The sequence below is a fragment of the Pseudonocardia sp. NPDC049635 genome (genome assembly GCF_040659795.1).
In the GTDB taxonomy this organism is placed as follows: Bacteria; Actinomycetota; Actinomycetes; order Mycobacteriales; family Pseudonocardiaceae; genus Pseudonocardia.
The window spans coordinates 43189-68154 of record NZ_JBFAON010000003.1 but is presented as its reverse complement, the minus strand read 5'-3'; the positions used below and the strand labels follow the sequence as shown (position 1 = coordinate 68154).

Sequence of the window (24966 nt, the reverse complement as noted above, 5' to 3'; positions counted from 1 at the left end):
GGGCCGGGGGAGCGACCCACCGACGGTCCCCCTCGTGCCGGTGCCCGGGCCGGTGAGCGCGTCGTCGGCACCGCACAGGGGGCCCGAGCCGGGGGTCCCCTCCGGCGGGGGCACCACCCGGGCGCCCGGCGGCCGCCCCTCGCTGCTACGCCGGGTCGTGATCCGCTGGTTACCGCCGTCGCTGTCGGGGGCACGGGTCGACCCGGGCCGGCCGGGGGCGATGGTGCTGATCGGTGTGGTGCTCGCCGGCGCCGCCCTGGCCGGTGTCGGGGTGTGGTCGAACAGACCCACCGCTCACCCGGTCGCCGGGTTGCCGGAGGTGAGCGCGGCCCCGGCGGAGACCGCGGCGCCCGGTCACCCCGGGGCAGCGTCGCCGGTGACGGCGGGTCCGCTGGTGATCAGCGTCGTCGGCCGGGTCGCGCGGCCGGGGCTGGTCCGGATCCCGGACGGGTCACGGGTCGCCGATGCGGTGGACGCGGTGGGGGGTGCCCTCCCGGGGGTCGACCTGACCGGGCTCAACCTGGCCCGCCGGCTCGGCGACGGTGAGCAGATCGCGATCGGCGTCCCCGGTGCCGTCGAGGCCGGCCCGGCGGCTCCCGCCCCGGGCGGGGAACCGGCATCCGGCTCCGAACCCGGTTCGGTGGGCGCCCCCGGCGCCGGGAAGATCGATCTCAACCGGGCGACGGCGGCCGACCTGGATGCGTTGCCCGGCGTCGGGCCGGTGACCGCTGGGAAGATCATCGACTGGCGCACGGCGAACGGGCGGTTCAGCCGGGTGGAACAGTTGCGCGAGATCGACGGCATCGGTGAACGCAGGTTCGCGCAGCTCCAGGACCTGGTCCGGGTCTGATGCGGCCGTCCCACGGGAGGCCCGGCCGCCTGCGGGCCGACAGCCGGCCGGGAACCGCCCGGTCCGGCGAGGGCGCGGACGAGGAGACCGACGTCCGTCCCGCCCCGCCCGATCTCCGGCTGGTCCCCGCGGCGCTGGCGACATGGATCGCCGTTCTGTGCGGACTGCTGGCCGGACCCGCCGGTGGGATCACCGCGGCGCTGGGCGGCGCCGCGGTGGTGCTCACCATGCTGCTCCGGGCGCGGAGCAGTGCCCGCGCGGCCGCCCCGGGATCGATCGTGCTCGCAGCCGGTGGGTGCGCGGTGGTGGCGGCGGTGCTGGTGACCGGACACGCCTGGGCACTGGCGGCGCACCCGCTGCGGGAGCCGGCGGTGCGTGGTGCGGCCGCGGAGGTCCGGGTGGTGCTGACCGACGACCCACGGATCCTGCGCGGTCCCGGCGGCGGTGACGAGTCGGGCACCGCCCGGGCCGTCGCGCTGGTCCCGGCCGAGCTGCTCACCGCCACCGCGGGTGACCGCTCGTGGACGACCGGCGGGAAGGTGGTCCTGCTGGCCCCGGCCGAGACCTGGGCCGAGCTACTGCCGGGGCAGGCGGTGTCGGCCGCCGGGTTGCTGGCACCTGCCCGGCGGAGCGATCTCACCGTCGCGGTGCTGCGGGTGCGCGGGGCACCGCAGGAGGTCGACCCGCCGCCGTGGTGGCAGACCGTCGCCGGAGGACTACGTGACGGGCTGCGCGACGGTTCGCTCGCGACGCTGCCCGAGGCACCGGCCGGGCTGCTGCCGGGGCTCGCCATCGGTGACACCCGCGCCCAGCTGCCCGAGACCGAGCAGGACTTCCGCGCGGCGGGCCTCGCGCACCTAACCGCCGTGTCCGGGGCGAACGTGACCGTGGTGACGGGGGCGGTGCTGCTCCTGCTCCGGGCGTTCCGCGTGGACCCGCGGATCGCGGCGGCCGCGGCGATGCTGGCGCTGGTCGGTTTCGTGGTGCTCGCGCGGCCGTCGCCGTCGGTCCTGCGGGCCGGGGTGATGGGGGCGATCGTCCTGCTCGCGCTGGCCGTCGGGCGGGCCCGGTCCGCGCTGCCGGCGCTGTCCGCCGCGGTACTGGGGCTGCTGCTCGCCGACCCGGCGCTCGCGGTCGACGCCGGGTTCGGCCTGTCGGTGGCGGCGACCGGCGGGCTGGTCCTGGTGGCGCCCCGCTGGTCGGCCGCGCTGCGGCGGCGCGGCGTGCCGCCCGGCCCGGCGGAGGCACTCGTCGTCCCGGTCGTCGCGGCGCTCGCCACCGCACCACTGCTCGCCGGACTGAACGGCCGGATCGGGCTGGTCACCGTGGTCGCGAACCTCCTCGCCGCCCCCGCGGTGGCTCCCGCGACGGTGCTCGGGGTGCTCGGCGCCGTGCTCTCGGCGGTCAGCGCCGACGCGACGCGGCTGTGCGCCTGGGCCGCCGGCCCGTTCGTGCGGTGGCTGGTGCTCGTCGGGGACCGGGCTGCCGCGGTCCCGGGGGCCCAGGTGCCGTGGCCGGCCGGGACGGCCGGAGCGCTGCTGCTCACCGGGGTGCTGCTGGTCCTGCTGGCCATGGGCCGGATCCCCCGGTTGCGGGCCGCGCTGATCGCGTTGCTCGTGGGGGCACTCCTCGTGCTCGTCCCGACCCGCTTCGCGCCACCTGGCTGGCCGCCCGCGGGATGGTGGGTGATCGCGTGTGACGTCGGGCAGGGTGACGCCCTGGTGCTGGCCACCGGTGTCGAGGGGCATGCGGTGCTGGTCGACACCGGGCCGACCGACGACGCCGTCGACGTCTGCCTGGACCGGCTCGGTGTCCGGGTGCTCGATCTGGTGGTGATCACCCACCTGCACTCCGACCATCACGGCGGACTCGCCGGAGCGCTGCGCGACCGGGCGGCGGGCGGGGTCGCCGTGGGCCCCGTCCGGGAGCCGGAGTCGGCGATGCGGGAACTCGTCCGGGTGGCCGGTCGTGCCGGTGTCCCCGTCGTCGCACTCGCCCGCGGGGACGCGCTGCGCTGGCCCGGGCTGGATCTGCGGGTGATCGGCCCGGTGCGACCGCCGGCCTCCGTCGACGGCGAGGACGGGACCGCCGTGAACGACGGCTCGCTGGTCCTGCACGCCGCCACGCCCGCCGGGTCGGTGCTGCTGACCGGAGACATCGAGCTCGCCGCGCAGGACGACCTGATCGGATCGGGCAGCGATCTGCGGGCCGACGTGCTGAAGCTGCCGCACCACGGCTCCGCGAAGCTGGTACCGGCGCTGATCGACGTGGTGCGGCCGCGTGCGGCACTGGTCAGCGCCGGCAACGGCAACACCTACGGCCACCCGAACCCGGAGCTGGTCGACCGGTTGATGCGCTCCGGGGTCACGGTCGCGAGAACCGATCGCTCGGGTGACGTCGCGGTGACCGGGACCGACCCGGCCGAGCTCGCGGTCGTCGAACGGGGCGATCCCCGCCCGGCGCCCGGACGGCGGGGCCGCCGGCCGGCCGCCCGGCCCGGCGGTCCCACCGGCGGCTGCTCAGCGGCGGTGCGCCAGCGCCTCGCGGACGGCCGCGCTGGTCGAGGGCACGGTGGCGGTCGGGCCGACCTCACCGGACACCGCGTCCAGGGTCTTCAGGCCGTCTCCGGTGATCATCAGGACGGTCTCGGCGTCCGGGTCGATCTTCCCGGCCTCGAGCAGCTTCTTCGTCGTGGCGACGGTGACCCCGCCCGCGGTCTCGGCGAACACACCCTCGGTCTCGGCGAGCAGCCGGATCCCCTCGACGACCTCGGTGTCGGAGACGTGCCCGACCGATCCGCCGGTGCGCCGGACCGAGTCGAGGACGTACGGGCCGTCGGCCGGGTTCCCGATCGCGAGCGACCGGGCGATGGTGTCCGGCTTCTGCGGCTGGATCACGTCGTGCCCGGCTTCGAACGCGGAGGCGACCGGCGAACAACCGGTGGCCTGCGCACCGAACACCGTGTACGGGGTCGGCTCGACCAGGCCGAGCCCGCCCAGCTCGGTGAACCCCTTGTCGATCTTCGTCAGCTGGGACCCGGAGGCGACCGGAACGACCACCTGCTGCGGCAGCCGCCAGCCCAGCTGCTCCGCCACCTCGTAGCCCAGGGTCTTGGAACCCTCGGCGTAGTACGGGCGGACGTTGACGTTCACGAACGCCCAGTCCTCGTGCTCCGCGGCGAGCTCGGTGGCCAGCCGGTTCACGTCGTCGTAGTTGCCGTCGACCGCGAGCAGCGTGCCGCCGTACACCGCGGTGGTGATGATCTTCGGCTGCTCCAGCGAGGACGGGATGAGCACGACCGAGTCCCAGCCCGCCCGGGCCGCCGCGGCGGCGACGGCGTTGGCCAGGTTCCCGGTGGAGGGGCAGCACAGCACCGAGAAGCCGAGTTCACGGGCGGCCGCGAGGGCGACCGCGACGACCCGGTCCTTGAACGAGTGGGTGGGGTTCCCGGTGTCGTCCTTCACCCACAGCTTGCGCACCCCGAGCGCGCGGGCCAGGTTGTCGGCCTCGATCAGCCGGGTGAGCCCGGGCTCGGTGTTGCGGTGCTCCTGCACGGTGCTCGGCACCGGGAGCAGGTCCTGGTAGCGCCAGATCGACTTCGGGCCTGCCTCGATCGCTGCCCGGGTCACCTTCGGGAAGTCGTAGGCGACCTCGAGCGGCCCGAAACAGCGGGGGCAGGCGAACTCCGCGGCCAGTGGCACCTCGTGGCCGCACTCGCGACAGGACAGCGCGCGGGCGGGGCCCAGGTCGTAGGCGGACGTCGTTTCGGGCGCAGCAGTGAGAGTCACGAGATCTCCTCATCTGTCCCGCCGGGCCGGCGGGTCGGAATTGGCACCGTGTTCGTCGACGTCCTGCCGCGCGGTCACGCGCAGGCGGGCGGATCGTCGTGCGACGCCGGTTGCCGGGGCTTCAACGGGCCGTTCCCTCTACCCCTCTGGATGAGCCATATTCGATTGTCGCCGGCCGGTGATCGGACTGGCGACAGGAACGCTACGCGACGAGATGTGCCGCTGGCCAGCCGACGTGTCCGGAACGGGACGCGGCTCACCGGGCGTCGGTGCCGTGGGCCACGATGAGACACGTGAGCAGGACGCGTGACGCCGGACCGCCCGATCCGCTGCAGCTGGTGGTGGGCGACGAGGAGTTCCTGGCCGAGCGGGCCGTGTCGGAGCTGGTCCGCCGCATCCGGCAGGAGGACCCCGAGGTCGAGCTCCGCCGCTTCCGTACCTCCGAGGTCGCGCCCGGTGAGCTGGCCGGTCACCTCAGCCCGTCGCTGTTCGCGGAGAGCCGGGTGATCGTGCTCACCCACGCGCAGGACGCGACGAAGGACATGCTCGCCGCGGTCGCCGAGTACGCGAAGGATCCGGCGCCGGGCATCGTCCTGGTCGCCCAGCACGCCGGCGGTGCGAAGGGCAAGGCGCTGGTCGACCTGTTGAAGAAGGCCGGGGCGCAGGTCACGACCTGCAACCGGATCACCCGGGCCGACGAGCGGTCGGACTTCGTGCACGCCGAGGTGCGTCGCCACGGTGGGAGCATCACGCCGGCCGCGCTGGCGGTGCTGGTCGAGGCGGTCGGATCGGACCTGCGCGAACTCGCCTCGGCGGCCGGGCAGCTCGTCGCCGACACCGGTGGGAAGATCGACGAGGCCGGGGTCCGCCGCTACCACCGTGGCCGGGCCGAGTCGTCCGGTTTCGCGGTCGCGGACGCGGCCGTCGCCGGCGACCGCCGGGGTGCGCTGGAGGCGCTGCGCTGGGCCCTCGTCCTGGGGGTCCCGCACGTCCTGATCGCGGATGCGCTGGCCGACTCGGTGCGGACCCTGGCGAAGGTCGGCTCGGCGGGCCGGGGTGACCCGAACCGGTTGGCCGGCGAGCTGGGCATGCCGCCGTGGAAGATCCGCAAGGCGCAGGGGACGGTCCGGCAGTGGCGCCCGGAGCAGCTGGCCGTGGCGATCGCCGCGACCGCCCGCGTCAACGCCGACGTGAAGGGTGTCGCCGCCGATCCGGGCTATGCACTGGAGCGGGCGGTGCTGGCGGTGGTCGAGGCCCGCGCGGGGCGCTGACCGCCCCGCCCACGATCACGACGACGGCGCCGCCCCGATGCCGGGACGGCGCCGTCGTGCTGCGAGCGATCGGCTCAGGCGTCGATCTTGTTGAGCTGCTTGGCGAGCGCCGACTTGCGGTTCGCCGCCTGGTTCTTGTGGATGACGCCCTTGCTGGCCGCCTTGTCCAGTGCCCGAGCCGCCTTGCGCTGCAGCTCGACGGCGTTGTCCGCGCCCTGCTCCGCGGCCTCGCGGAAGTGGCGGATGGCGGTCTTGACCGAGGACTTCACCGACTTGTTGCGCTGCCGGCGCTTCTCGTTGGTCTTGACCCGCTTGATCTGCGACTTGATGTTGGCCACGTCTACCTGGTCTTCCTGCCTGCTGCGTTTCGGCTGGTCTGCTCGAGTCCGGTCCGCTCCGGCGGCACCGAACGGTCGTACCGTCCCGGGCGAGCACGCCGAGCGCTCAGCGGTCAAGGCTACCAGCGGGAGAATCCGGCCCTCCTGCGGGGCCGCTCCGCCGGCACCGGACCTCGCGGGGCGCGGTACGGGAGGAATCTATCGTCGTGCCTTCCGGGGGTCTCGCGGGGTCCTCGGGCCGACAGCGGGCGGCCCCCGGCGGTCGACCCGGCTGCCGTGGGGGGCCGCCGGGCACGACATGGGACGATGGACGCGCACCCGACGCGACAGCGAAAGCCGAGTACAACCGAGTGACGACGTACGCCGACCGCACGTTCACCCCGCCGGAGCGCATCCGGAACTTCTGCATCATCGCCCACATCGACCACGGGAAATCGACCCTGGCCGACCGGATGCTGCAGATGACCGGGGTGCTCGACGAGCGCAGCGCCCGGGCGCAGTACCTCGACCGGATGGACATCGAGCGCGAGCGCGGCATCACGATCAAGGCGCAGAACGTGCGCCTGCCCTGGACCGTGACGAGCGCGGGCGAAGCGGGCCCCGGTGCCGCGGGTGACCCGGCGGAGTACGTCCTGCACCTGATCGACACGCCGGGGCACGTGGACTTCACCTACGAGGTGTCCCGGGCGCTGGAGGCCTGCGAGGGCGCGATCCTGCTGGTCGACGCCGCGCAGGGGATCGAGGCGCAGACCCTGGCCAATCTGTATCTGGCGATGGAGAAGGACCTGCACATCATCCCGGTCCTGAACAAGATCGACCTGCCGGCGGCGGACCCGGAGCGCTACGCCGCGGAGATCGCGCACATCACCGGCTGCGAGCCCGAGGACGTGCTGCGCTGCTCGGCCAAGACCGGTGAGGGGGTCGAGGCGGTGCTCGACGCGGTCGTCGCCCAGGTGCCGGCCCCGGTCGGCGACGCCGACGCCCCCGCCAGGGCGATGATCTTCGACTCGGTCTACGACACCTATCGCGGTGTCGTCACCTACGTCCGGGTCGTCGACGGGAAGCTCACACCCCGCGAGAAGATCAAGATGATGTCCACCGGCGCCGAGCACGAGCTGCTGGAGATCGGCATCGTCTCGCCGGAGCCGAAGCCCAGCGACGGGCTCGGGGTCGGCGAGGTCGGTTACCTGATCACCGGGGTGAAGGACGTCCGCCAGTCGAAGGTCGGCGACACCGTCACCAGCAAGCGCCACGGCGCGGACGCCCCGCTGACCGGCTACCGCGAGCCGAAGCCGATGGTCTACTCGGGGCTGTACCCGATCGACGGCTCCCAGTACCCGGAGCTGCGTGAGGCGCTGGACAAGCTGCAGCTCAACGACGCCGCCCTCACCTACGAGCCGGAGACCTCGGCCGCGCTCGGGTTCGGCTTCCGCTGCGGTTTCCTCGGTTTGCTGCACCTCGAGATCACCCGGGACCGGCTGGAGCGCGAGTACGACCTCGACCTGATCTCGACGGCGCCCAACGTCGTCTACCAGGTCACCACCGACGACGGCACGGAGCTGGAGGTCACCAACCCCAGCGACTGGCCGACCGGCAAGATCGCCGAGGTCCGCGAGCCGATCACGAAGATCACGATCCTCACCCCGTCCGAGTTCGTCGGCGCGATCATGGAGCTCTGTCAGAGCCGGCGCGGCCAGCTCGGCGGGATGGACTACCTGTCCGAGAGCCGGGTCGAGCTGCGTTACACGATCCCGATGGGCGAGATCATCTTCGACTTCTTCGACGCGTTGAAGTCGCGCACCCGGGGCTACGCCAGCCTCGACTACGAGGAGGCCGGCGAGCAGGCCGCCGACCTGGTCAAGGTCGACATCCTGCTGCAGGGCGAACCGGTGGACGCGTTCTCCGCCATCGTGCACAAGGACTCGGCGTACGCCTACGGCACCGCGATGGCCACCAAACTGCGCGAGCTGATCCCGCGCCAGCAGTACGAGGTGCCGATCCAGGCTGCGGTCGGAGCCCGGATCATCGCCCGCGAGACGATCCGCGCCATCCGCAAGGACGTGCTCGCCAAGTGCTACGGCGGTGACATCAGCCGTAAGCGCAAGCTGCTGGAGAAGCAGAAGGAGGGCAAGAAGCGGATGAAGACGATCGGCCGGGTCGAGGTCCCGCAGGAGGCCTTCGTGGCGGCGCTGTCCACCGGTGGGGGCCAGGCCACCGAGAAGCCCAAGAAGTAGCGCACGCGAACACGAGAGCGGGCCCGGATCCCTCAGGGGTTCCGGGCCCGTGGTGTGTGGGGGGCGACGGGGAGGAGCGGGGGCTCTACACGGCTCTACACCGCACTGCCTGCGCGGGGGCCGGGGATCGTGCTGTCGCACGCGGCGGGACGGGCGGCGGGTGCCCGGCGCGGGGAGAGGATGCGCTGCACCCGCTGGCACACCGACTCGACCACGGTCCGTCCCTCGGCCGAGAGGTGCACCAGCACCCGGCGGCGGTCGAGCGGGTCGGCCGACCGGTAGGCGAGCTTCCGCTCGACCAGGCGGTCCACGATCCGGGTCGCCGTGGGGGCGGGCAGCGACGTGTGCCCTGCGATCTCGCCCATGCTGCGGCCGGTGCCGCGGGCGAGCATCAACAGGACCCGCCAGCCGTCACGGCTGACGTCGGTCGCGGCGGGGTTGGTGGACAGGGCTGTGGCCACGGCGTGGTCGACCCGGTCCAGGAACTCGACGACACCTGTGGCTCCAGGCGCCGGGGCTGCCATGGTGGCAGCACCCGACGCCCGTCGACTGAAAGGCTCGGTCACGATGACGGACTGTACTTGCCGAACGGGCGAAATCCGAACCTGTCCTGGGGAAACCTGCCCCCAGCGCCGGGCGGTCGTCACACTGCGGTGACGAACATGGCCAGGACCAGCGTGGATATATACCGTCCACCGCCATCCGGGTGCATCACGACTGCATCACATCCGGATCACGTAACGAATCTCCCGTCCGGTGCGATACGGCCGTCCGGCTCAACGACCGGCGACTCAGCGGGTGAGCACGATCTTGCCGGCCGTCCGCCCGGCCGCCATCGCCTCGAACGCCTCCGCCGCCGACGTCATCGGCAGCTCGGTCCCGATCTCCGGAGCGATGCCGGAGGTCGCGACGAACTCCATCAGGTCCGCGAGCTCGGCGCGGGTACCCATCGTCGAGCCGACGACCTCGAGCTGCAGGAAGAACAGCCGCTGCAGGTCCGCGGGCGGGTTCGGCCCTGACGTGGAACCGCAGATGACGATGCGCCCGCCGGGCTTCAGCGCCCGCATCGAGTGCTTCCAGGTGGCCTCGCCCACGGACTCCATCACCGCGTCCACCTTGCCGGGCAGCTTCGCCCCGGACTCGAACGTGGCGTGCGCGCCGAGCCGCTCGGCCAGCGCCCGCTTCTCCGCGTCGCGCCCGGTGACCCAGACCGTCAGCCCGGCCGCGGAGGCGAGCTGGACCAGTGCCGTGGAGACGCCGCCCGACGCGCCCTGGACGAGCACCGTCTGCCCGGGCTGCAGGTTCGACCGGGTGAACAGCATCCGGTACGCGGTCAGCCATGCGGTGCCCAGCACCGCGCCCTGTGCCGCGGTGATCCCCTTCGGTGCCGGGACCGCGTTGCGGGCGGGGACCACCACGGTGTCGGCCATCGTGCCCTGGTGCTTCTCGGTGAGCAGGGTCCGCTTCGGGTCGAGCGTCTCGTCACCGCGCCAGTCGGGGTCGCCGATGATCGGGTAGAGGACGACCTCGGTGCCGTCGTCCAGCGTTCCGGCGCCGTCGCAACCGAGGATCATCGGGAACTGCTCGGGCTTGATGCCGACACCGCGCAGGGTCCAGAGGTCGTGCATGTTGAGGCTGGCGGCGGAGACCTTCACCCGCACCCAGCCCTCCGGGACCTCCGGTTCGGGTCGTTCGCCCACGACGAGGGAGTCGAGCGGGGCGTCGGCGTTGGGCTCCTGGGCGTACACAGCGAACATGGGCCCGAACCTAGCCGCTGGGTCGCCGTACTACCGTGTGGAGTGTGCGCACGATCATCGACGGGTGGGACGCCTTCGAGCTGTGGCTGACCCAGCTCCCGTTCGTCTTCCAGGTCGTGTTCGTGACCGTCGTGGTGCTGCCGCTGTGCGCGGGCGTGGCGATCGGGCTGGACCGGGCCACCGAGCGCTTCGACCGGGCCCCCGACCGGCCGGAGTGAGCGACCGGGCGCGGTCAGAGCGGTCGCGCGGCGAGCGCGGTGAGGGTCTCCGAGCAGCCGGCGTCCACCCGCACCGTGGCCAGCTCGTCGCCCCGGGTGGGCCCACGGTTGACGATCACGACCGGCACGCCTGCCTTGCGGGCCGCCCGGACGAACCGCAGCCCGGACATGACCTGCAGCGACGATCCGGCGACCAGCAGCGCGCCGTCCTGCGGGCCGAGTTCGGCGACCGCCGCGTAGCAGCGGGCGACCCGCTCCTTCGGGACGTTCTCCCCGAAGAAGACCACGTGCGGCTTGAGCGTGCCGCCACAGCTCGCGCAGGGCACGATCCGGAACCCGTCGGTGATCTCGACGGCGGCGTCACCGTCCGGGGCGGTCTCCACCTGCGCGCTGTGCGCCTCGGTGAACCCCGGGTTCGACGCCGTCAGTCGGGCCTGCAGCTCGTCGCGGGGGCTGACCCGGCGGCAGTCCAGGCACACCACCTCGTCGATCCGGCCGTGCAGGTCGATCACGCCACGGTGACCGGCGGCACCGTGCAGGCCGTCGACGTTCTGGGTGATCAACCGCTCGACCTGCCCGGCCGCGGCGAGCGCGGCGAGCGCGACATGTCCCGGGTTCGGCTCGGCCCGGCGCATCCGTGCCCATCCGACGTGGCTGCGTGCCCAGTAGCGGCGCTGTGCGGGCTCACCGGAGACGAACTCGGAGTAGGTCATCGGGTTGCGCGGCCGCGACCCGGGCCCCCGGTAGTCGGGGATCCCGGAGTCGGTGGACAGTCCGGCGCCGGTGAGGACGACCAGGCGGCGTCCGGCCAGGAGATCCAGGACCGTGGCCGGGTCGGTGCCGATCCCGGGTGCGGTGCTGGTCATGGCACCCAGGGTAGGCGGGTTCGCGTGATCAGTCCTGCGGAACCCAGGACGGCCTGCGCTTCTCCCCGAACGCCCGGATCCCCTCCTGGCCCTCGTCGGAGGCGAAGTAGGAGGCCGAGAGGGTGTTCATCGCAGCGAAGTCCTCGGCCATGGTGGCCGGCCGCTCGCGGCGGAGCATCGCCTTGGTCCCGGCGAGTGCGCCGGGGGCGCCCAGCCGGAGCATCCCGGTGTAGCGGGCGACCTCCTCGTCGAGCTGTTCGACCGGCACCGCGCTGTTGATCAGGCCGATCGCGGCCGCCCGGCGGGCGTCGAAGGTCTCACCGGTGAGGAACAGCTCGTGTGCTGCCCTGGCGGTCAACCGCGGCAGCACCGTCACCGAGATGACCGCCGGCACGACACCGATCCGGACCTCGGAGAACGCGAACGTGACGGGCTCGGCGGCCACCGCGATGTCGCAGGCGGCGACGATCCCGACCCCACCCGCCCTGGCCGGGCCGGCCAGGCGGGCGACGACCGGCTTGGGGGAGTCCCAGAGTGTCGTCAGGATCCGGGGCACCTCGGTGACGCCCTGCTGCTGCGCGTCGGCGCCCCGCGACTCCTTGAGGTCCATCCCGGCGCAGAACACGGTGCCGGTGTGGGTGAGCACGACGACTCGCACCGCGTCGTCGGCGAGCGCGTCGTCCAGGTGCGTGATCAGCTCCCGGCGCAGCTGCGCCGAGAGCGCGTTGCGGTTGCGCGGCGAGTCCAGGGTGATCGTCGCGACGCCCTCGGCCACGTCGAGGTGGACGAGTTCGGAGCCGGCGGTGCTGTCGACGGTGTCTGCCACGCCGACGACCCTAATCGGTGACGCCGCGCCCCCGTGGGCGGCGCGGCACCACCACGACCCGTCAGTTCCGGGGCCTGCGGGGTACCTTCCGGAGCACGGCGAGCTGCTGATCGAGCTCCGCGGCGATGAGCTCGGCGTGCAGTGAGGCGCATCCGCCGTCGTGCGCGGCGAGCGCCCGGTGCCTGCGCACCAGGTCGTCGAGGGAGTCGAGCAGGCGGTCGACGGCCGTCCGCTCGGTGGCGGGCTCCGGGGTCGGGGGCCCGCCTGCTGTGGGTGCGACGTCCGGGGTCTCCGGGCGGATCAGCTCTGCGGTCATGCGACGTTCTCCGTTGAACGTGTCGGGGTCGGGTGCGGCATCCGGTCCTGCAACGTGGTCGTGCATCCGGCTCGATTCAGTGGGTCGATCTCCGTTGTACCCGCGTCGGCGGTCTTTGACACTGTGTAGAACACAGGTGCGATGCAGGACACGGTGGCCGGAGGTGATTCAGCGGTGACCGGTCGTGATCGCGTCAGGGGCGAAGGGTGATCGTGCGCCCGACGGACGGCCGGGGCCGCCCGCCGCATCGCAGCGGGTGACGAACCGGTGGCTGGCCGACGGCGGGGTGATCGGCCTACCGTGGACCTGTGGACGTCCCCCTCGTCAAGCGCAGGCACGTCGACCTGTGTCGGCTGCGCACGGCGGTGTGAGACCCGGCCCCGCCGCCCGGTCCCACTTCCCGAGGAGCGTCCGTGACTCCCAGTACCCCGCCGTCCCCTGCTGCCCCGCCGTCCCCGGGCGCCCAGCCGTGTGCCGGTGGCCCGGCGCGGCGCACCGGCCCGAGGAGCCCGGCCGTCGTGATCGTCGGAGCCGGTCCGCGCGGCGTCGGCGTGCTGGAACGCATGGTCGCGGGCGCTCCCGGCATGTACGCGGACGTGCTCGCCGGTCCCGGACTGGACGTGCACCTGGTCGATCCCTACCCGGCGGGCGCCGGACGGATCTGGCGGCACGCCCAGTCGCCGCTGCTGGCGATGAACTCGATGGCCGCCGACGTCACGATGTGGACCGACGACTCGGTCGTCTGCGACGGTCCGGTCGCGCCGGGGCCCTCGTTCTGGGAGTGGGCGCGCGAGCTGCGTGAACACGGTGACCCGGTGGCCGAGCTCGGCCCGGAGGATGCTGCCGAGCTCGCCACGGTGACGGCGTCGACCTTCCCCACCCGGCGGTTGCAGAGCCACTACCTCGGCGCCGTGCTGCGCGAGGTACTCGAGCGGGCGCCCGCCGGAATGCGCGTGCACCTGCACCGCACGACGGCGGAGTCGCTCACCGACGACGGCCCCGACCAGGTCGTCCGGCTGGCCGACGGCACGATCCTGCGGGCCGACGCCGTCGTGCTGGCCTCCGGTCACCTGGACTCGGAGCCCACCCCCGCCGAACGCGAGCTCGGGGCCCGTGCCGAGGAGCTGGGCCTGCGGTACCTGCCGCCCGAGCAGACCACCGACTCGGACCTGTCGGTGATCGAGCCGGGGGAGACCGTGCTGGCCCGCGGGCTGGGGCTGGCGTTCATCGACCTGGTCGTGCTGCTGTTCGAGGGCCGCGGCGGCCGGTTCGTCCCCGCCGAGCACCCCGCTGAACCGGGCGGGTTGCGCTACGTCCCCTCCGGCCGGGAACCCGTGCTGATCGCCGGGTCGCCGCGCGGCGCCACCTATCACTCGAAGACGCACTACCAGCTGCGCGGTGGCCGTCCGCCGCTGCCGCGATTCCTCACCCCGGAGGTCACCGACCGGTTCATCGGCGCAGGCGCCCCGGTGGATTTCCGGGAGCAGGTCTGGCCCCTGATGGCCAAGGAGATCGGCTGGGGCTGGTACCACGAGCTCTTCCACGGCCATCCGGACCGGGTCGCCATCGGCTGGGACGACTTCGCAGCCCGGTTCGCCGCCGCACCGCACGGTTCCGCCGAGGAGGCGGAGCTGATCAACTCGGTGGTCCCGGACCCGCTCGACCGGCTCGACCTGACCGCGCTCGACCGTCCACTGGAGGGCCTGCACGCACCTGACCTGGAGTCGCTGCAGGGTCCGGTCCGGGAGCGGATCGCGGAGGACCTCCGCCAGCACGTCGACGAACGGCACACGCCGCACCTCGGTGCGTTCGTTGCGATGCTGTCGGTCTTCGGCGAGACCACCCGGCTGGCCGGTTCCGGTGTGCTCTCACCCCGTTCGCAGGCCCGTGACCTGCCCTGGTGGCAGAGCTTCTTCAACTCCGTGGCGTCCGGCCCGCCCGGTTTCCGGGTGCGCGAGCTGCTCGCGCTGTCGCGGGGCGGCCACCTCAAGTTCCTCGGCGCAGGCATGGACGTCACGCTCGACCGGTACGGGTTCCACGCCACCAGCACCACGCTGGCCGGCGCCGACCCGGTCACCGCGCGGGTGCTGGTGGACGCCCGGCTGCCCGATCCGAGCCTGTCCCGCACCGCCGATCCGCTGCTCGGCGGGTTGCTGGCGCGCGGTGAGGCGGTCGAGGAGATCCTCCTCGACGAGGACGGCGCACCGCTGCGCAACACCGGGCTGCTGTCCGTGCGGCCGGCCGACGGTGCGCTCCGCACCGCCGGCGGTGGCGTCCACGAGCGCCGGTTCGCGGTCGGACCGCACACCGCGGTCAAGGTCGCCGGAGCCTTCACCCGGCCCGGGATGAACGCGCAGAGCCTGCGCTACAACGACGCCGTCGCCCGCGCGGTCCTGGCCTCGCTGCCCACCCCCACGGCGGACACCTGTTCGGCCGCCTGAACCGGGACCGCCCCCGTCCGGACGGGGGCGGCCCCGGGCAGGTCAGACCGTGAGGCCGGAGAACAACAGCACGGCCAGCCCGAGACCGACCGCCAGGTTCACCCCGGTCGCGGCGGCGAACACCCCGATCGGCCGCCACCCGGCCTCGCGCAGCGGCGCCACCCGGAACTCCAGCCCGATCGAGACGAACGCCAGGATCAGGAAGGTCGTCCGGAACGCGTTGACGTCACTGATCAACGGCCTGGCCGCCTCCGAGCCGACCACGCCGATGAAGATCGTCGCGACGATCGACGCGGCCAGGAAGCCGAGCACGAACTTCGGGAACCGCTCCCAGAAGTCCCTGATCCCGGGCCGTGCCGACGACGCGGTCCGCTCGACCTTCAGCGCGAAGTAGGCGGTCAGGGCGACCGCGACGACGCCGAGCAGCGCGTTCTGGGTGGTCTTCACGATCGTCGCGATCTGCAGCGCCTCCTCGCCGACGATCGCACCGGCCGCGCTGACCGCCGCGGTGGTGTCGATGTTGCCGCCGATCCAGGCGCCGCCGACCGCGGGGGAGAGCCCGAGGGCGCTCACCGCGGCAGGCAGCAGGAAGATCGAGGGCAGCGCGAACAGGATCACCAGGCTGGCCGTGTAGGCGAGCTGTTCCTTCTTCGCCTGCACCGCGCCCGCCGCCGCGATCGCCGCGCTCACCCCGCAGATCGAGACGGCCGAGGCGAGCAGCGCCCGCAACTTGTCGTCCACGCCGAGCTTTCCGCCCAGCCACCAGGTGAAACCGAACACGGCGGTGATCAGCACCAGCGCCTGCAGCACCGCGGGCTCGGCTGCCCGGACGATCACCGAGAAGTCGATCGAGGCGCCGAGCAGGACCAGCCCGGTCTTGATGAAGAACTCGGTGCGGAACCCACCGGAGAGCCGCTCGCGCAACCCGGTGACGGTGAGCAGCACGTTGCCGAGCAGGCCGAGCAGGATCGCGTACACCGGGTACTCGACGGCCTCGGCGATCTCGGCCCATGCGGTGCCCGCGGCCGCGTCCGGGACGGCCTGTTCCAGGTACCGGACGAGCGCCCCGATCGCGATGACGACGGCGACACCGCCGAGTGCCCAGGCGGCTGTCGAACGGGGTGCGGTGACGGTCTGCCGGTCGCTCACGGGACCAGCCACCCGGGCCAGAGACCGCTGAGGATCAGGGCCAGCAACAGCAGGCCGACGACGGTCGCCGCCCAGTCCTCGTTGAGTGCGGTGCGCCGCTGTGCGGGGACGTCCCCCGCGGCACCGGTGGGTTCGGCAGGGTCGGTGGGGGTTCCGGGGGCGCTCACGGGCAGCCTCCCGTGACGGTGCGGGTCACGGTGGGTTTCCTTCGACGACGGGAGGTCCAGGACACGGTGGGGGTCCGCGCGGCGCTCAGCGGTGCGGACCCGTGCCCGGACAGAACTCGTCGAAGGCGGCCGGCCGGCGCGACGGCCAGAACTCCTCGAGGTGCGCCACGAGGTGCCAGGTGACCGCCGGGTGCGCCGCGCAGGTGCGGGAGGCGAGGTCGGTCACCCGACGATCGTGATGCGGCGGAACGATACGGGCAAGCCACCGCTCGCGCCGCGGGACGCGTGTCCGGACAACCCGCCGGCGCGCGGGCCGCGCAGGTGCCGGCCCACGGCCGTCGCACCGGCTGTCCGGCGGTGTCCGGGAGCCGGAGCGGCCACGGCGACGGCGGACCCGGTCGCGCGGTCGGCCCAGTCACGGGGTGGGCGCGACCGAGCCGGTGGGCCGACTCTCCGCCCTACGTGCGGCTGCCCGGCACGGCGGCGAGCGGATCCCCGACCAGACCCGCGGCCAGGGTGTTCCCGGTGGGCGGGTCGATCAGCACGAACCCGCCGGTGGCGCGGACCCGGACGTAGGCGTCGACCGGCAGCGGATCGGCGACCCGCAGCGACACCCGCCCGATGTCGTTGATCTCCAGCCGCTCCGGGGCGTCGGTGTAGGAGACGGCCTCGGTGTCCAGGCGCGCGGCCAGCGCTCCGACGATCACCTGGGTGGTCCGGGTGCCGTGCTTGAGCAGCAACCGGGCGCCGGGCGTCAGCGGCTTCTCGGCGAGCCAGCACAGCGTCGCGTCCAGCTCGGTGGTGACCTCGGGCGGGTCCTGCGCGGCGGCGATCATCGCGCCGCGCGGCGCGTCGATGTCGTCGGCGAGCAGCACGGTGACCGACAACCCGGCACCGGCCGCCGCCAGCGGGCCGTCCGCGGTGCGCACCTCGGAGACCGTCGTCCGGTGCCCCTCGGGCAGGACCACGACCTCGTCACCCGCGCGCACGGTGCCGGACGCGACCTGACCGGCGTAGCCACGGTAGTCGTGCAGCTGGGCGGTCCGGGGCCGGATCACGTACTGCACCGGCAGCCGGAACGGGGCGTCGACGTCCGGCCCGTCCACCGGCACGGCCTCCAGGTGCTCCAGCAGCGTCGGGCCGGCGTACCAGGGGGTGTGTTCGCTGCGGCCGGCGACGTTGTCCCCGACCAGCGCGGACACCGGGATCACCTGGACGGCCTCGTCGCCGAACCCGAGCGATCGGGTGAGCTCGGTGAACTCCCGCTCGATGTCGGCGATCTTGGCCTCGTCGTAGTCGATCAGGTCGATCTTGTTGATCGCCAGGACGAGCCGGGGCACCCGCAGCAGCGACAGCACCGCGGCGTGCCGGCGGGTCTGCGGGACGACACCGTTGCGGGCGTCGACCAGCAGCACGGCCAGCTCGGCGGTCGATGCACCGGTGACGGTGTTGCGGGTGTACTGCACGTGACCGGGGGTGTCGGCGAGCACGAACTCGCGGGTCGCGGTGCCGAAGTACCGGTACGCGACGTCGATCGTGATGCCCTGTTCACGCTCCGCCCGCAGGCCGTCGACCAGCAGCGACAGGTCCGGGGTCGTGAGCCCCCGGTCGACCGAGACACGCTCGACGGCCTCGATCTGGTCGGCGAGCACCGACTTGGTGTCGTAGAGCAGGCGCCCGACCAGGGTGGACTTGCCGTCGTCCACCGAGCCGGCCGTGGCGAACCGCAGCAGGTCGCGCGGCTGTGCCGCATCCACTGTGCCGGCCATCAGAAGTAGCCCTCCTTCTTGCGGTCCTCCATGGCGGCCTCCGACAACCGGTCGTCGGCCCGGGTGGCGCCCCGCTCGGTGAGCCGGGAGGCGGTCACCTCGGCGATCACCTCGTCCAGCGTGGCCGCGGTGGACTCGACCGCGCCGGTGCACGAACCGTCGCCGACGGTCCGGTAGCGGACGGTGCGGGTCTCCAGCGTCTCGCCGGTACGCGGACCACCCCACGGGCCCTCGGCCAGCCACATGCCGTCCCGGCGGAACACCGGCCGGGAGTGTGCGAAGTACAGCGACGGCAGCTCGATGCCCTCCCGCCGGATGTAGCGCCAGACGTCGACCTCGGTCCAGTTCGAGATCGGAAAGACGCGGACGTGCTCACCGGGTGCGTGCCGGCCGTTGTAGAGGTTCCACAACTCGGGGCGCTGCTTGCGCGGGTCCCAGCGGCCGAACGCGTCGCGCAGCGACATGATCCGCTCCTTGGCCCTCGCCCGCTCCTCGTCCCGGCGACCCCCGCCGAACACGGCGTCGAAACGGTGCTCGGCGATCGCGTCCAGCAGCGGCTGGGTCTGCAGCGGGTTGCGGGTGCCGTCGGCGCGTTCCACCAGCCGCCCGTCGGCGAGGTAGTCCTCGACGTGCGCGACCTCGAGCCGCAGGCCGAACCGCTCCGCGGTGCGGTCCCGGAACTCGATCACCTCGGGGTAGTTGTGGCCGGTGTCGACGTGCAGCAGGCCGAACGGCACCGCGGCCGGGGCGAACGCCTTCACCGCCAGGTGCACCAGCAGGGTCGAGTCCTTGCCCCCGGAGAACAGGATCACCGGGCGGTCGAACTCCCCGGCCACCTCGCGGAAGACGTGGATCGCCTCCGACTCCAGCGCGTCCAGCGCGTCCGGCGTCGGGCGCGTGACAGCCGTGGTCACAGCCAACTCCCTCGTGTACGTGTCAACCATGCAGGCCGCACTCGGTCTTGGCGCGGCCCGACCAGCGGCCGGAGCGGGGATCGGCACCCGGGGCGGGCCTCACCGTGCACGGGGCGCAGCCGATGCTCGGGTAACCGGCGTCGACCAGCGGGTTCACCAGGATGCCGTGGGTGGCGATGTAGGCGTCCATGTCCTCGTCGGTCCACGCCGCGATCGGGTTGATCTTGACGAGGCCGAACTTGTCGTCGTAGGTGATCAGCGGGGTGCCGGCCCGGGTCGGTGCCTCCACCCGGCGCACACCGGTGACCCAGGCGTCGTAACCGGCCAGCGTGCGCTGCAGCGGCACCACCTTGCGCAGCGCGCAGCAACGATCCGGTTCACGGGCGAACAGATCCTTGCCGAACTCGGCGTCCTGCTCGGCGACCGACTGCTCGGCGGTGGCCTCGACGATCGTCAGCTCCGGATAGACCGAGTCGACGGCGTCGCGGGTGCCGATGGTCTCGGCGAAGTGGTAACCGGTCTCCAGGAACAGGATCTCGATGTCGCGCTTCGCCCGGTACGCCAGGTCGACCAGCACGGCGTCCTGCATGTTGGAGGCGACGATCAGCCGGTCGCCGAAGGTCCGGACGGCCCACCCGAGCAGCTCGCCCGCGGTCGCGTCCGGGCCCAGCTCCGCGGCACCGCGCTCGGCCGTCGCGCGCAGGTCGGTCTCCAGGGCAACGCTCATGACTCCGCTCCTGAGGTCTCGGGGACGCCGATGCCGACGAAACGCACGACGAACGTGCGCAGGCACCCGGCGCACCACCAGGCGGCGCCGGGGACCTTCTCGGACCGCTCGGCGGGGCGCAGGTCCTCCTCCCCGCAGTACGGGCAGTAGAACGGGGCGGCCCGCTCGCTCACTTGAGGTCCGCCTCGTCGGCTCGCAGCACCCACTGCGCGAACCGCTCGTCACCCTCGCGCTGTGCCGCGAAGTTCCGCACGACCCGCTCGACGTAGTCACCCAGCTCGGCGCTGGTGACCTTGAGCCCGCGCAGCTTGCGGCCGAACCCGGCGTCCAGGCCGAGCCCGCCGCCGAGGTGTACCTGGAAGCCCTCCACCTGGTTGCCGTCGCCGTCGGTGACGATCTGGCCCTTCAGCCCGATGTCGGCGACCTGGGTGCGGGCGCAGGCGTTCGGACAGCCGTTGAGGTGCAGCGAGATCGGCACGTCCGGAACCACGTCGGCCAGGCGCTTCTCCAGCTCCTCGACCAACCGGATCGCGCGCTCCTTCGTCTCGACGATCGCGAGCTTGCAGAACTCGATGCCGGTGCAGGCCATCGTGGAGCGCCGCCAGGTGGAGGGCTGCGCGGGGAGGCCGATCCGGTTGAGGTCCTCGACGAGCCCGTCCAGCCGGTCGTCGGCGACGTCGAGCACGACGATCTTCTGGTAGGGGGTGAACCGGATCCGGTCTGACCCGGCCCGCTCGGCGGCCTCGGCGACCGCCACCAGCGTCGTCCCGGACACCCGGCCGGACGGCGGGGCCACGCCCACGTAGTTGCGGCCGTCCTTCTGCTTGTGCACGCCGACGTGATCGATCGGCCGGTCGGGAACGGGGGGTGCCGGACCGTCGAGGAGCGCCCGGCCCAGGTACTCGTCCTGCAGCACCTGGCGGAACCGCTCCGCGCCCCAGTCCGCGATCAGGAACTTGATCCGGGCGCGGTGCCGCAACCGGCGGTACCCGTAGTCCCGGAAGACCTGCACGACCCCGTGCCACACGTCGGGCACCTCGTCCAGCGGCACCCACACCCCGAGCCGCTCGGCGATCTTCGGGTTGGTCGAGAGGCCACCGCCCACCCACAGGTCGAAACCGGGACCGTGCTCCGGGTGCACGACACCGACGAAGGCGATGTCGTTGACCTCGTGTGCGACGTCCTGCTGCCAGGAGATCGCCGACTTGAACTTGCGCGGCAGGTTCGACAGCTCGCGGTCGCCGATGAACCGGCGGACGATCTCGTCGATCGCCGGGGTCGGGTCGATCACCTCGTCGGCGGAGACCCCGGCCACCGGGGACCCGAGCACCACCCGCGGGCAGTCACCGCAGGCCTCGGTGGTCTGCATGCCCAGGCCCTCGAGCTTCTCCCAGATCGCCGGGACGTCCTCGACCCGGATCCAGTGGTACTGGATGTTCTCCCGGTCGGTGACGTCGGCGGTGTCCCGGCCGTAGTCCTGGGACACCTCGCCGAGCGCGCGCAGCTGGGCGACCGAGACGGCGCCGCCGTCGAGCCGTACCCGCATCATGAAGTAGGAGTCGTCGAGCTCCTCGGGTTCCAGGGCCGCCGTCCGCCCGCCGTCGATCCCGGGGCGGCGCTGGGTGTACAGACCCCACCAGCGGAAACGGCCTCGGAGGTCGGCCGGGTCGATCGAGTCGAAACCGCGCTTGGCGTAGATGTTCTCGATCCGCGAGCGCACGTTCAGCGGATTGTCGTCGCGCTTGCTCCGCTCGTTCGGGTTGAGCGGTTCGCGGTGGCCGAGCTTCCACTGGCCCTGGCCGCGCACGCGGCCGGGAGCAGTCTTCGAGGGCGCCATGTGGTGGGTGCTCCGGGTGTCGGTGACACGGGCACACCCCGGCCCGGGACGGGCGCGGAGCGGCCCGGGGGTGGGAATGCGGGGCCGTCAGGAAGGACGGCGACAGAGCGCGCTGCGGGTCCGGTTCAGGTCCACGTGGCGGCGGGCCACGAGGCGGAGACGGAGCGCGTGCACGTCGACCAGCGTCTCATGGTGTCCGGACGGGGGCCACCGGGGGAGTTCGCATAGTGGGACAGGACTCACCGTGCCGACCTCGATGATTCACCGCAGGAACCTGGTCCGTCGATCCACGGTGCGCCCCGCGGTGACCTGTGCGGTGGGCTTCGCACCAGCGAACCCTGCATCCCGATCCGCCGCGCGGCGGGCACCCGGCCCCGCACGATCGGGCCATGAACGCGCCCGATCTCCCCGCCTCGCCGGCGGGCAGGTGAGATGCTCGAGATCGACGGCCCGGACGGACGGGTGCAGCTGGACCTCGCCGGGTTCGACGCGCGGTCGGTCCGGGAACGGCTGGACCGGTGGCAGGTGCCGGCCGGGGACATCGAAACCGGCCCGATCCGCTGCGACCGGCCGGTACCCGCCCCCGGTGGGACCACCCGCCCGCTCGCCCCGCCGCCATCGGTGCGGAGCACCTTCGGCCCGCTCTGGGGCACCGCCCTGCGGGGGGCGGCGCTGGCGATACCCGCCGCCGCGATCCTCGTCGTCTGCGCGAGCGGCATCGTCCAGGACCTGCGCGGGGGTACCGAGCTCGGCCTCCTGGGGCTCCTGCTGTTCGTCGCGGTCGGCGGCAGCTGTCTGCTCGGCCTGGTCGGGCTCGCCACGGGACTCGCCCGGATCCGGCGGCACAGCAGGGTGACCTTCGCCGACGACGGCCTCGTCCTCGGCGTCCCGACCGAGCGCGACCGGCCGGTGCGCATCCCGTGGCCGGCCGTCGCGGCGCTGGACCTCGAGGTCGTCGGTACCCCGCGGCCCGGTACGGAGGGGTTGCAGCCGGCGCGGCTGCAGGTGACGCTCAAGCACCGTCCGGACGGTGACGTGCTGCTGGAACTGCTCGAGTCCGAGCCCGACCGGGTGTCCTACCCGGTGCACGGCTTCGACCTGCCTGCGCTCGGCGTGGCGGTGCGGCGGGCCCGCCGCACCGTGATCGCGCGCTGAGCCCGTCCCGGCGGGGGTGGCACACTCGGAAGGCGTGCCGCCCCCCTTCGGGATCTACGTCCACGTGCCGTTCTGCGCGACCCGCTGCGGCTACTGCGACTTCAACACCTACACCGCCTCCGAGCTGGCCGGTGACGCCTCCTCGCCGGACGGCTGGCTCGAGGCCGCCCGGCGGGAGATCGCGCTCGCCGCACGCACGGTCGGCGACCGGACGGTGCAGACCGTGTTCGTCGGCGGTGGCACGCCGTCGCTGATCGGGGCCGACCGGTTGTCCGCGGTGCTGGCCGCCGTCCGGTCCGAGTTCCGGGTGGCCCCCGACTGCGAGGTCACCACCGAGTCCAATCCCGAGTCGACGTCGCCGCAGTTCTTCGCCGGGATCCGCGGCGGCGGCTACACCCGGGTCTCGCTCGGGATGCAGTCCGCCGCCCGGCACGTGCTCGCGGTGCTCGACCGCACCCACACCCCCGGACGCGCCGTCGCCGCCGCACGGGAGGCCCGCGACGCCGGGTTCGCCAGCGTCAACCTCGACCTCATCTACGCCACCCCGGGTGAGTCCGACGACGACCTGCGGCGGTCCGCCGACGCCGTCCTGGACGCCGGGGCCGATCACGTGTCGGCCTACGCGCTGATCGTCGAGGACGGCACCGCGCTGCACCGCCGGGTCCGCCGCGGCGAGCTGCCCGCCCCGGACGACGACGTCGCCGCGACCCGCTACGAGCTGCTCGACGCGCGGCTGAGGGCGGCCGGTCTGCACTGGTACGAGGTGTCGAACTGGTCACAACCGGGCGCCGCCTGCCGGCACAACCTGGGTTACTGGCGCGACGGTGACTGGTGGGGCATCGGGCCCGGTGCCCACTCCCACCTGGCCGGGGTGCGTTGGTGGAACGTCAAGCATCCGGCGCGCTGGGCCGGTGCGCTCGCCGCCGGTGAGTCGCCCGAGGCCGGCCGCGAGCACCTCACCGCCGCCGAGCGGTACACCGAGCGGGTCATGCTGCGCCTGCGGCTGGCCGAGGGGATCGCCCACCACCTGCTCGAACCACCCGCGCGGGTCGCCGCGGCCGGCGCCGTCGACGAGGGGCTGCTGGATCCCGGCGCGCACGCGGCGGGCCGGGCGGTGCTGACCGACCGGGGGCGCCTGCTGGCCGATCGCGTGGTGACCGACCTGCTGCTCGCCGGAGAACGGGATGCTGATCACGGGGTGGCGACGGTCCGGCCCGTGGCGCCCGGCGGCGCCTAGAATGGGCGTTGCCGCCGAGTGACACCGACCGCCCGGGGAGGTATGCGGGACATGAACGCCGACGAGCGCCGGTTCGCCGTACTGCGGGCCATCGTCGCCGACTACGTCTCCACCCAGGAGCCGGTGGGATCCAAGGCGCTCGTGGACCGGCACAACCTCGGGGTGTCCAGCGCGACCGTGCGCAACGACATGGCTGTTCTCGAGGAGGAAGGGCTGATCGCCCAGCCGCACACCAGCGCGGGCCGGATCCCGACCGACAAGGGATACCGCCAGTTCGTCGACCGGATCTCACAGGTCAAGCCGCTGTCGGCGGCCGAGCGGCGGGCGGTGCAGTCGTTCCTGGAGGGGGCGGTCGATCTCGACGACGTGCTGCGCCGCAGCGTGCGGTTGCTCGCCCAGCTGACCCGGCAGGTCGCGGTCGTGCAGTACCCGACGCTGACCCGCTCGACCGTGCGCCACCTCGAGGTCGTGCAGCTGACGCCGGCCCGCCTGATGCTGGTGCTGATCACCGACTCCGGCCGGGTGGACCAGCGGGTGGTCGACCTGGGCGACGTCCTCGACGAGGGCGACGTGGCGCGGTTGCGCGAGATGCTCGGCAACGCGCTGAACGGGCGCAAGCTCACCGAGGCGTCGGCCGCGGTCGCCGAGCTCCCCGAGACCGCCCCGGACGACCTGAGGATGTCGTTGACGCAGGTCGCGACCGTCCTGATCGAGACGCTCGTCGAGCACCCGGAGGAGCGGATGGTGCTCGGGGGCACGGCCAACCTCACCCGCAGCCACGGGGACTTCCCCGGCTCGTTGCGGCAGGTCCTGGAGGCCCTGGAGGAGCAGGTCGTCGTGATGCGGTTGCTCGCCGCGTCCCAGGAGTCCGGCCTGGTCACGGTCCGGATCGGCGAGGAGAACGAGGCCGAGGACCTGCGGACCGCCTCGGTGGTCACGGTCGGGTACGGATCGGGGACGCCGCTGGGCGGGATGGGCGTCGTCGGACCGACCCGGATGGACTACCCGGGCACGATCTCGGCGGTGCATGCGGTCGCCCGGTACGTGGGTGAGATCCTGACCGGGCGGTAATCGGCGGACCTCCCCGTCGCCAGTGAACGAAGGAC

At 73.1% G+C, this 24966-nt stretch carries 24 protein-coding genes, 1 pseudogene and 1 riboswitch; of the genes and pseudogenes, 10 read left to right on the top strand and 15 right to left on the bottom strand.

All coding sequences use genetic code 11. The annotated features are described in order from the left end of the window. Window positions 1-157: 157 nt before the first annotated feature. Together AB0J24_RS05105 and AB0J24_RS05100 are read left to right on the top strand one after the other, a co-directional pair. The gene (locus AB0J24_RS05105) at window positions 158-850 is read left to right on the top strand and encodes a ComEA family DNA-binding protein (RefSeq protein WP_358675659.1); all 693 of its coding nucleotides are present in this window, start codon (window positions 158-160) and stop codon (window positions 848-850) included. Beyond that, a pseudogene (locus AB0J24_RS05100) lies at window positions 850-3090 on the top strand (ComEC/Rec2 family competence protein); the annotation flags it as partial. The gene AB0J24_RS05105 and the pseudogene AB0J24_RS05100, both read left to right, overlap by 1 nt. Before the next feature lie 279 nt (window positions 3091-3369). Here the strand turns inward: AB0J24_RS05100 and thrC are convergent. Continuing rightward, window positions 3370-4638, bottom strand: coding sequence for a threonine synthase (gene thrC, locus AB0J24_RS05095; protein WP_358675657.1), 1269 nt, complete (start codon window positions 4636-4638; stop codon window positions 3370-3372). A gap of 6 nt (window positions 4639-4644) precedes the next feature. Further along, a riboswitch (SAM riboswitch) is annotated at window positions 4645-4795 on the bottom strand. A gap of 127 nt (window positions 4796-4922) precedes the next feature. On the opposite strand from thrC, the gene holA reads away from it, so the two are divergent. Further along, window positions 4923-5909, top strand: a complete 987-nt coding sequence (gene holA, locus AB0J24_RS05090; protein WP_358675654.1) for a DNA polymerase III subunit delta — start codon at window positions 4923-4925, stop codon at window positions 5907-5909. 74 nt (window positions 5910-5983) lie between these two features. Here holA and rpsT read toward each other — a convergent pair whose 3' ends face one another. After that, a complete protein-coding gene (gene rpsT, locus AB0J24_RS05085; RefSeq protein WP_358675651.1) occupies window positions 5984-6247 on the bottom strand; it encodes a 30S ribosomal protein S20 in 264 nt (87 codons plus the stop codon). Between the two features lie 350 nt (window positions 6248-6597). On the opposite strand from rpsT, the gene lepA reads away from it, so the two are divergent. Beyond that, window positions 6598-8481, top strand: a complete 1884-nt coding sequence (gene lepA / locus AB0J24_RS05080) for a translation elongation factor 4 (protein ID WP_358675648.1) — start codon at window positions 6598-6600, stop codon at window positions 8479-8481. Between the two features lie 95 nt (window positions 8482-8576). Here the strand turns inward: lepA and AB0J24_RS05075 are convergent, their stop codons facing one another. Both AB0J24_RS05075 and AB0J24_RS05070 read right to left on the bottom strand, forming a co-directional pair. Further along, the gene (locus AB0J24_RS05075) at window positions 8577-9047 is read right to left on the bottom strand and encodes a MarR family transcriptional regulator (protein ID WP_358675646.1); all 471 of its coding nucleotides are present in this window, start codon (window positions 9045-9047) and stop codon (window positions 8577-8579) included. A 225-nt stretch (window positions 9048-9272) separates the two neighbouring features. Continuing rightward, on the bottom strand, window positions 9273-10238 hold the full coding sequence (locus tag AB0J24_RS05070) for a zinc-binding dehydrogenase (protein WP_358675644.1): 966 nt from the start codon (window positions 10236-10238) through the stop codon (window positions 9273-9275). A 44-nt stretch (window positions 10239-10282) separates the two neighbouring features. Here AB0J24_RS05070 and AB0J24_RS05065 point away from each other — a divergent pair, with 44 nt between their 5' ends. Beyond that, window positions 10283-10456, top strand: a complete 174-nt coding sequence (locus tag AB0J24_RS05065; RefSeq protein ID WP_358675641.1) for a hypothetical protein — start codon at window positions 10283-10285, stop codon at window positions 10454-10456. Between the two features lie 14 nt (window positions 10457-10470). Here the strand turns inward: AB0J24_RS05065 and AB0J24_RS05060 are convergent, their stop codons facing one another. The 3 genes from AB0J24_RS05060 to AB0J24_RS05050 all read right to left on the bottom strand — a co-directional run bounded on the left by AB0J24_RS05060 (window position 10471) and on the right by AB0J24_RS05050 (window position 12464). Beyond that, the gene (locus AB0J24_RS05060) at window positions 10471-11322 is read right to left on the bottom strand and encodes an NAD-dependent protein deacetylase (protein WP_358675638.1); all 852 of its coding nucleotides are present in this window, start codon (window positions 11320-11322) and stop codon (window positions 10471-10473) included. Between the two features lie 28 nt (window positions 11323-11350). After that, a complete protein-coding gene (locus AB0J24_RS05055) occupies window positions 11351-12148 on the bottom strand; it encodes an enoyl-CoA hydratase-related protein (protein WP_358675635.1) in 798 nt (265 codons plus the stop codon). Between the two features lie 61 nt (window positions 12149-12209). Continuing rightward, window positions 12210-12464, bottom strand: coding sequence for a hypothetical protein (locus tag AB0J24_RS05050; RefSeq protein ID WP_358675632.1), 255 nt, complete (start codon window positions 12462-12464; stop codon window positions 12210-12212). A 308-nt stretch (window positions 12465-12772) separates the two neighbouring features. Between AB0J24_RS05050 and AB0J24_RS05045 the strand changes: the two genes are divergently transcribed. Together AB0J24_RS05045 and AB0J24_RS05040 are read left to right on the top strand one after the other, a co-directional pair. Beyond that, window positions 12773-12835, top strand: coding sequence for a putative leader peptide (locus tag AB0J24_RS05045; protein WP_358676429.1), 63 nt, complete (start codon window positions 12773-12775; stop codon window positions 12833-12835). Window positions 12836-12982: 147 nt separating this feature from the next. After that, complete coding sequence (locus tag AB0J24_RS05040; RefSeq protein ID WP_358675629.1) at window positions 12983-14905, top strand: FAD/NAD(P)-binding protein; 1923 nt, start codon at window positions 12983-12985, stop codon at window positions 14903-14905. A 42-nt stretch (window positions 14906-14947) separates the two neighbouring features. Here AB0J24_RS05040 and AB0J24_RS05035 read toward each other — a convergent pair whose 3' ends face one another. The 8 genes from AB0J24_RS05035 to AB0J24_RS05000 all read right to left on the bottom strand — a co-directional run bounded on the left by AB0J24_RS05035 (window position 14948) and on the right by AB0J24_RS05000 (window position 21468). After that, window positions 14948-16054, bottom strand: coding sequence for a putative sulfate exporter family transporter (locus AB0J24_RS05035; protein ID WP_358675627.1), 1107 nt, complete (start codon window positions 16052-16054; stop codon window positions 14948-14950). Continuing rightward, complete coding sequence (locus AB0J24_RS05030) at window positions 16051-16221, bottom strand: hypothetical protein (RefSeq protein ID WP_358675624.1); 171 nt, start codon at window positions 16219-16221, stop codon at window positions 16051-16053. The genes AB0J24_RS05035 and AB0J24_RS05030 overlap by 4 nt, the downstream gene beginning before the upstream one ends. Window positions 16222-16306: 85 nt before the next feature. Further along, on the bottom strand, window positions 16307-16447 hold the full coding sequence (locus AB0J24_RS05025) for a hypothetical protein (RefSeq protein WP_358675621.1): 141 nt from the start codon (window positions 16445-16447) through the stop codon (window positions 16307-16309). Between the two features lie 232 nt (window positions 16448-16679). After that, complete coding sequence (locus AB0J24_RS05020) at window positions 16680-17990, bottom strand: GTP-binding protein (RefSeq protein WP_358675618.1); 1311 nt, start codon at window positions 17988-17990, stop codon at window positions 16680-16682. Next, window positions 17990-18904: a sulfate adenylyltransferase subunit CysD gene (cysD, locus tag AB0J24_RS05015; RefSeq protein ID WP_358675615.1), complete on the bottom strand. Its 915-nt coding sequence runs from the start codon at window positions 18902-18904 to the stop codon at window positions 17990-17992. Before cysD ends, AB0J24_RS05020 begins: the two co-directional genes overlap by 1 nt. Before the next feature lie 22 nt (window positions 18905-18926). After that, the gene (locus AB0J24_RS05010) at window positions 18927-19631 is read right to left on the bottom strand and encodes a phosphoadenylyl-sulfate reductase (RefSeq protein ID WP_358675612.1); all 705 of its coding nucleotides are present in this window, start codon (window positions 19629-19631) and stop codon (window positions 18927-18929) included. Beyond that, window positions 19628-19804: an Insertion element protein gene (locus tag AB0J24_RS05005; protein WP_085913445.1), complete on the bottom strand. Its 177-nt coding sequence runs from the start codon at window positions 19802-19804 to the stop codon at window positions 19628-19630. Before AB0J24_RS05005 ends, AB0J24_RS05010 begins: the two co-directional genes overlap by 4 nt. Continuing rightward, window positions 19801-21468, bottom strand: a complete 1668-nt coding sequence (locus tag AB0J24_RS05000; protein ID WP_358675609.1) for a nitrite/sulfite reductase — start codon at window positions 21466-21468, stop codon at window positions 19801-19803. Before AB0J24_RS05000 ends, AB0J24_RS05005 begins: the two co-directional genes overlap by 4 nt. 432 nt (window positions 21469-21900) lie before the next feature. Here AB0J24_RS05000 and AB0J24_RS04995 point away from each other — a divergent pair, with 432 nt between their 5' ends. Genes AB0J24_RS04995 through hrcA form a run of 3 tightly spaced genes read left to right on the top strand, consistent with a single transcriptional unit; the run spans window position 21901 to window position 24931 of the window. Continuing rightward, window positions 21901-22623, top strand: a complete 723-nt coding sequence (locus tag AB0J24_RS04995; RefSeq protein ID WP_358675606.1) for a hypothetical protein — start codon at window positions 21901-21903, stop codon at window positions 22621-22623. Window positions 22624-22639: 16 nt separating this feature from the next. After that, on the top strand, window positions 22640-23860 hold the full coding sequence (gene hemW, locus AB0J24_RS04990; protein WP_358675603.1) for a radical SAM family heme chaperone HemW: 1221 nt from the start codon (window positions 22640-22642) through the stop codon (window positions 23858-23860). A gap of 51 nt (window positions 23861-23911) precedes the next feature. Then, window positions 23912-24931 carry a heat-inducible transcriptional repressor HrcA gene (gene hrcA, locus AB0J24_RS04985; RefSeq protein WP_358675601.1) on the top strand — a complete coding sequence of 340 codons (1020 nt, stop codon included), beginning with the start codon at window positions 23912-23914 and terminating at the stop codon, window positions 24929-24931. Window positions 24932-24966 lie beyond the last annotated feature (35 nt).

Excerpts from the sequence above, each read along its gene's own strand:
- AB0J24_RS05000 (WP_358675609.1), bottom strand. The coding sequence starts at position 21,468 with ATGGCGCCCTCGAAGACTGCTCCCGGCCGCGTGCGCGGCCAGGGCCAG.
- AB0J24_RS05070 (WP_358675644.1), bottom strand. The coding sequence starts at position 10,238 with ATGTTCGCTGTGTACGCCCAGGAGCCCAACGCCGACGCCCCGCTCGAC.
- AB0J24_RS05060 (WP_358675638.1), bottom strand. The coding sequence starts at position 11,322 with ATGACCAGCACCGCACCCGGGATCGGCACCGACCCGGCCACGGTCCTG.
- hrcA (WP_358675601.1), top strand. The coding sequence starts at position 23,912 with ATGAACGCCGACGAGCGCCGGTTCGCCGTACTGCGGGCCATCGTCGCC.
- AB0J24_RS05050 (WP_358675632.1), bottom strand. The coding sequence starts at position 12,464 with ATGACCGCAGAGCTGATCCGCCCGGAGACCCCGGACGTCGCACCCACA.
- AB0J24_RS05010 (WP_358675612.1), bottom strand. The coding sequence starts at position 19,631 with ATGAGCGTTGCCCTGGAGACCGACCTGCGCGCGACGGCCGAGCGCGGT.
- AB0J24_RS05020 (WP_358675618.1), bottom strand. The coding sequence starts at position 17,990 with ATGGCCGGCACAGTGGATGCGGCACAGCCGCGCGACCTGCTGCGGTTC.
- AB0J24_RS04995 (WP_358675606.1), top strand. The coding sequence starts at position 21,901 with ATGCTCGAGATCGACGGCCCGGACGGACGGGTGCAGCTGGACCTCGCC.
- holA (WP_358675654.1), top strand. The coding sequence starts at position 4,923 with ATGAGACACGTGAGCAGGACGCGTGACGCCGGACCGCCCGATCCGCTG.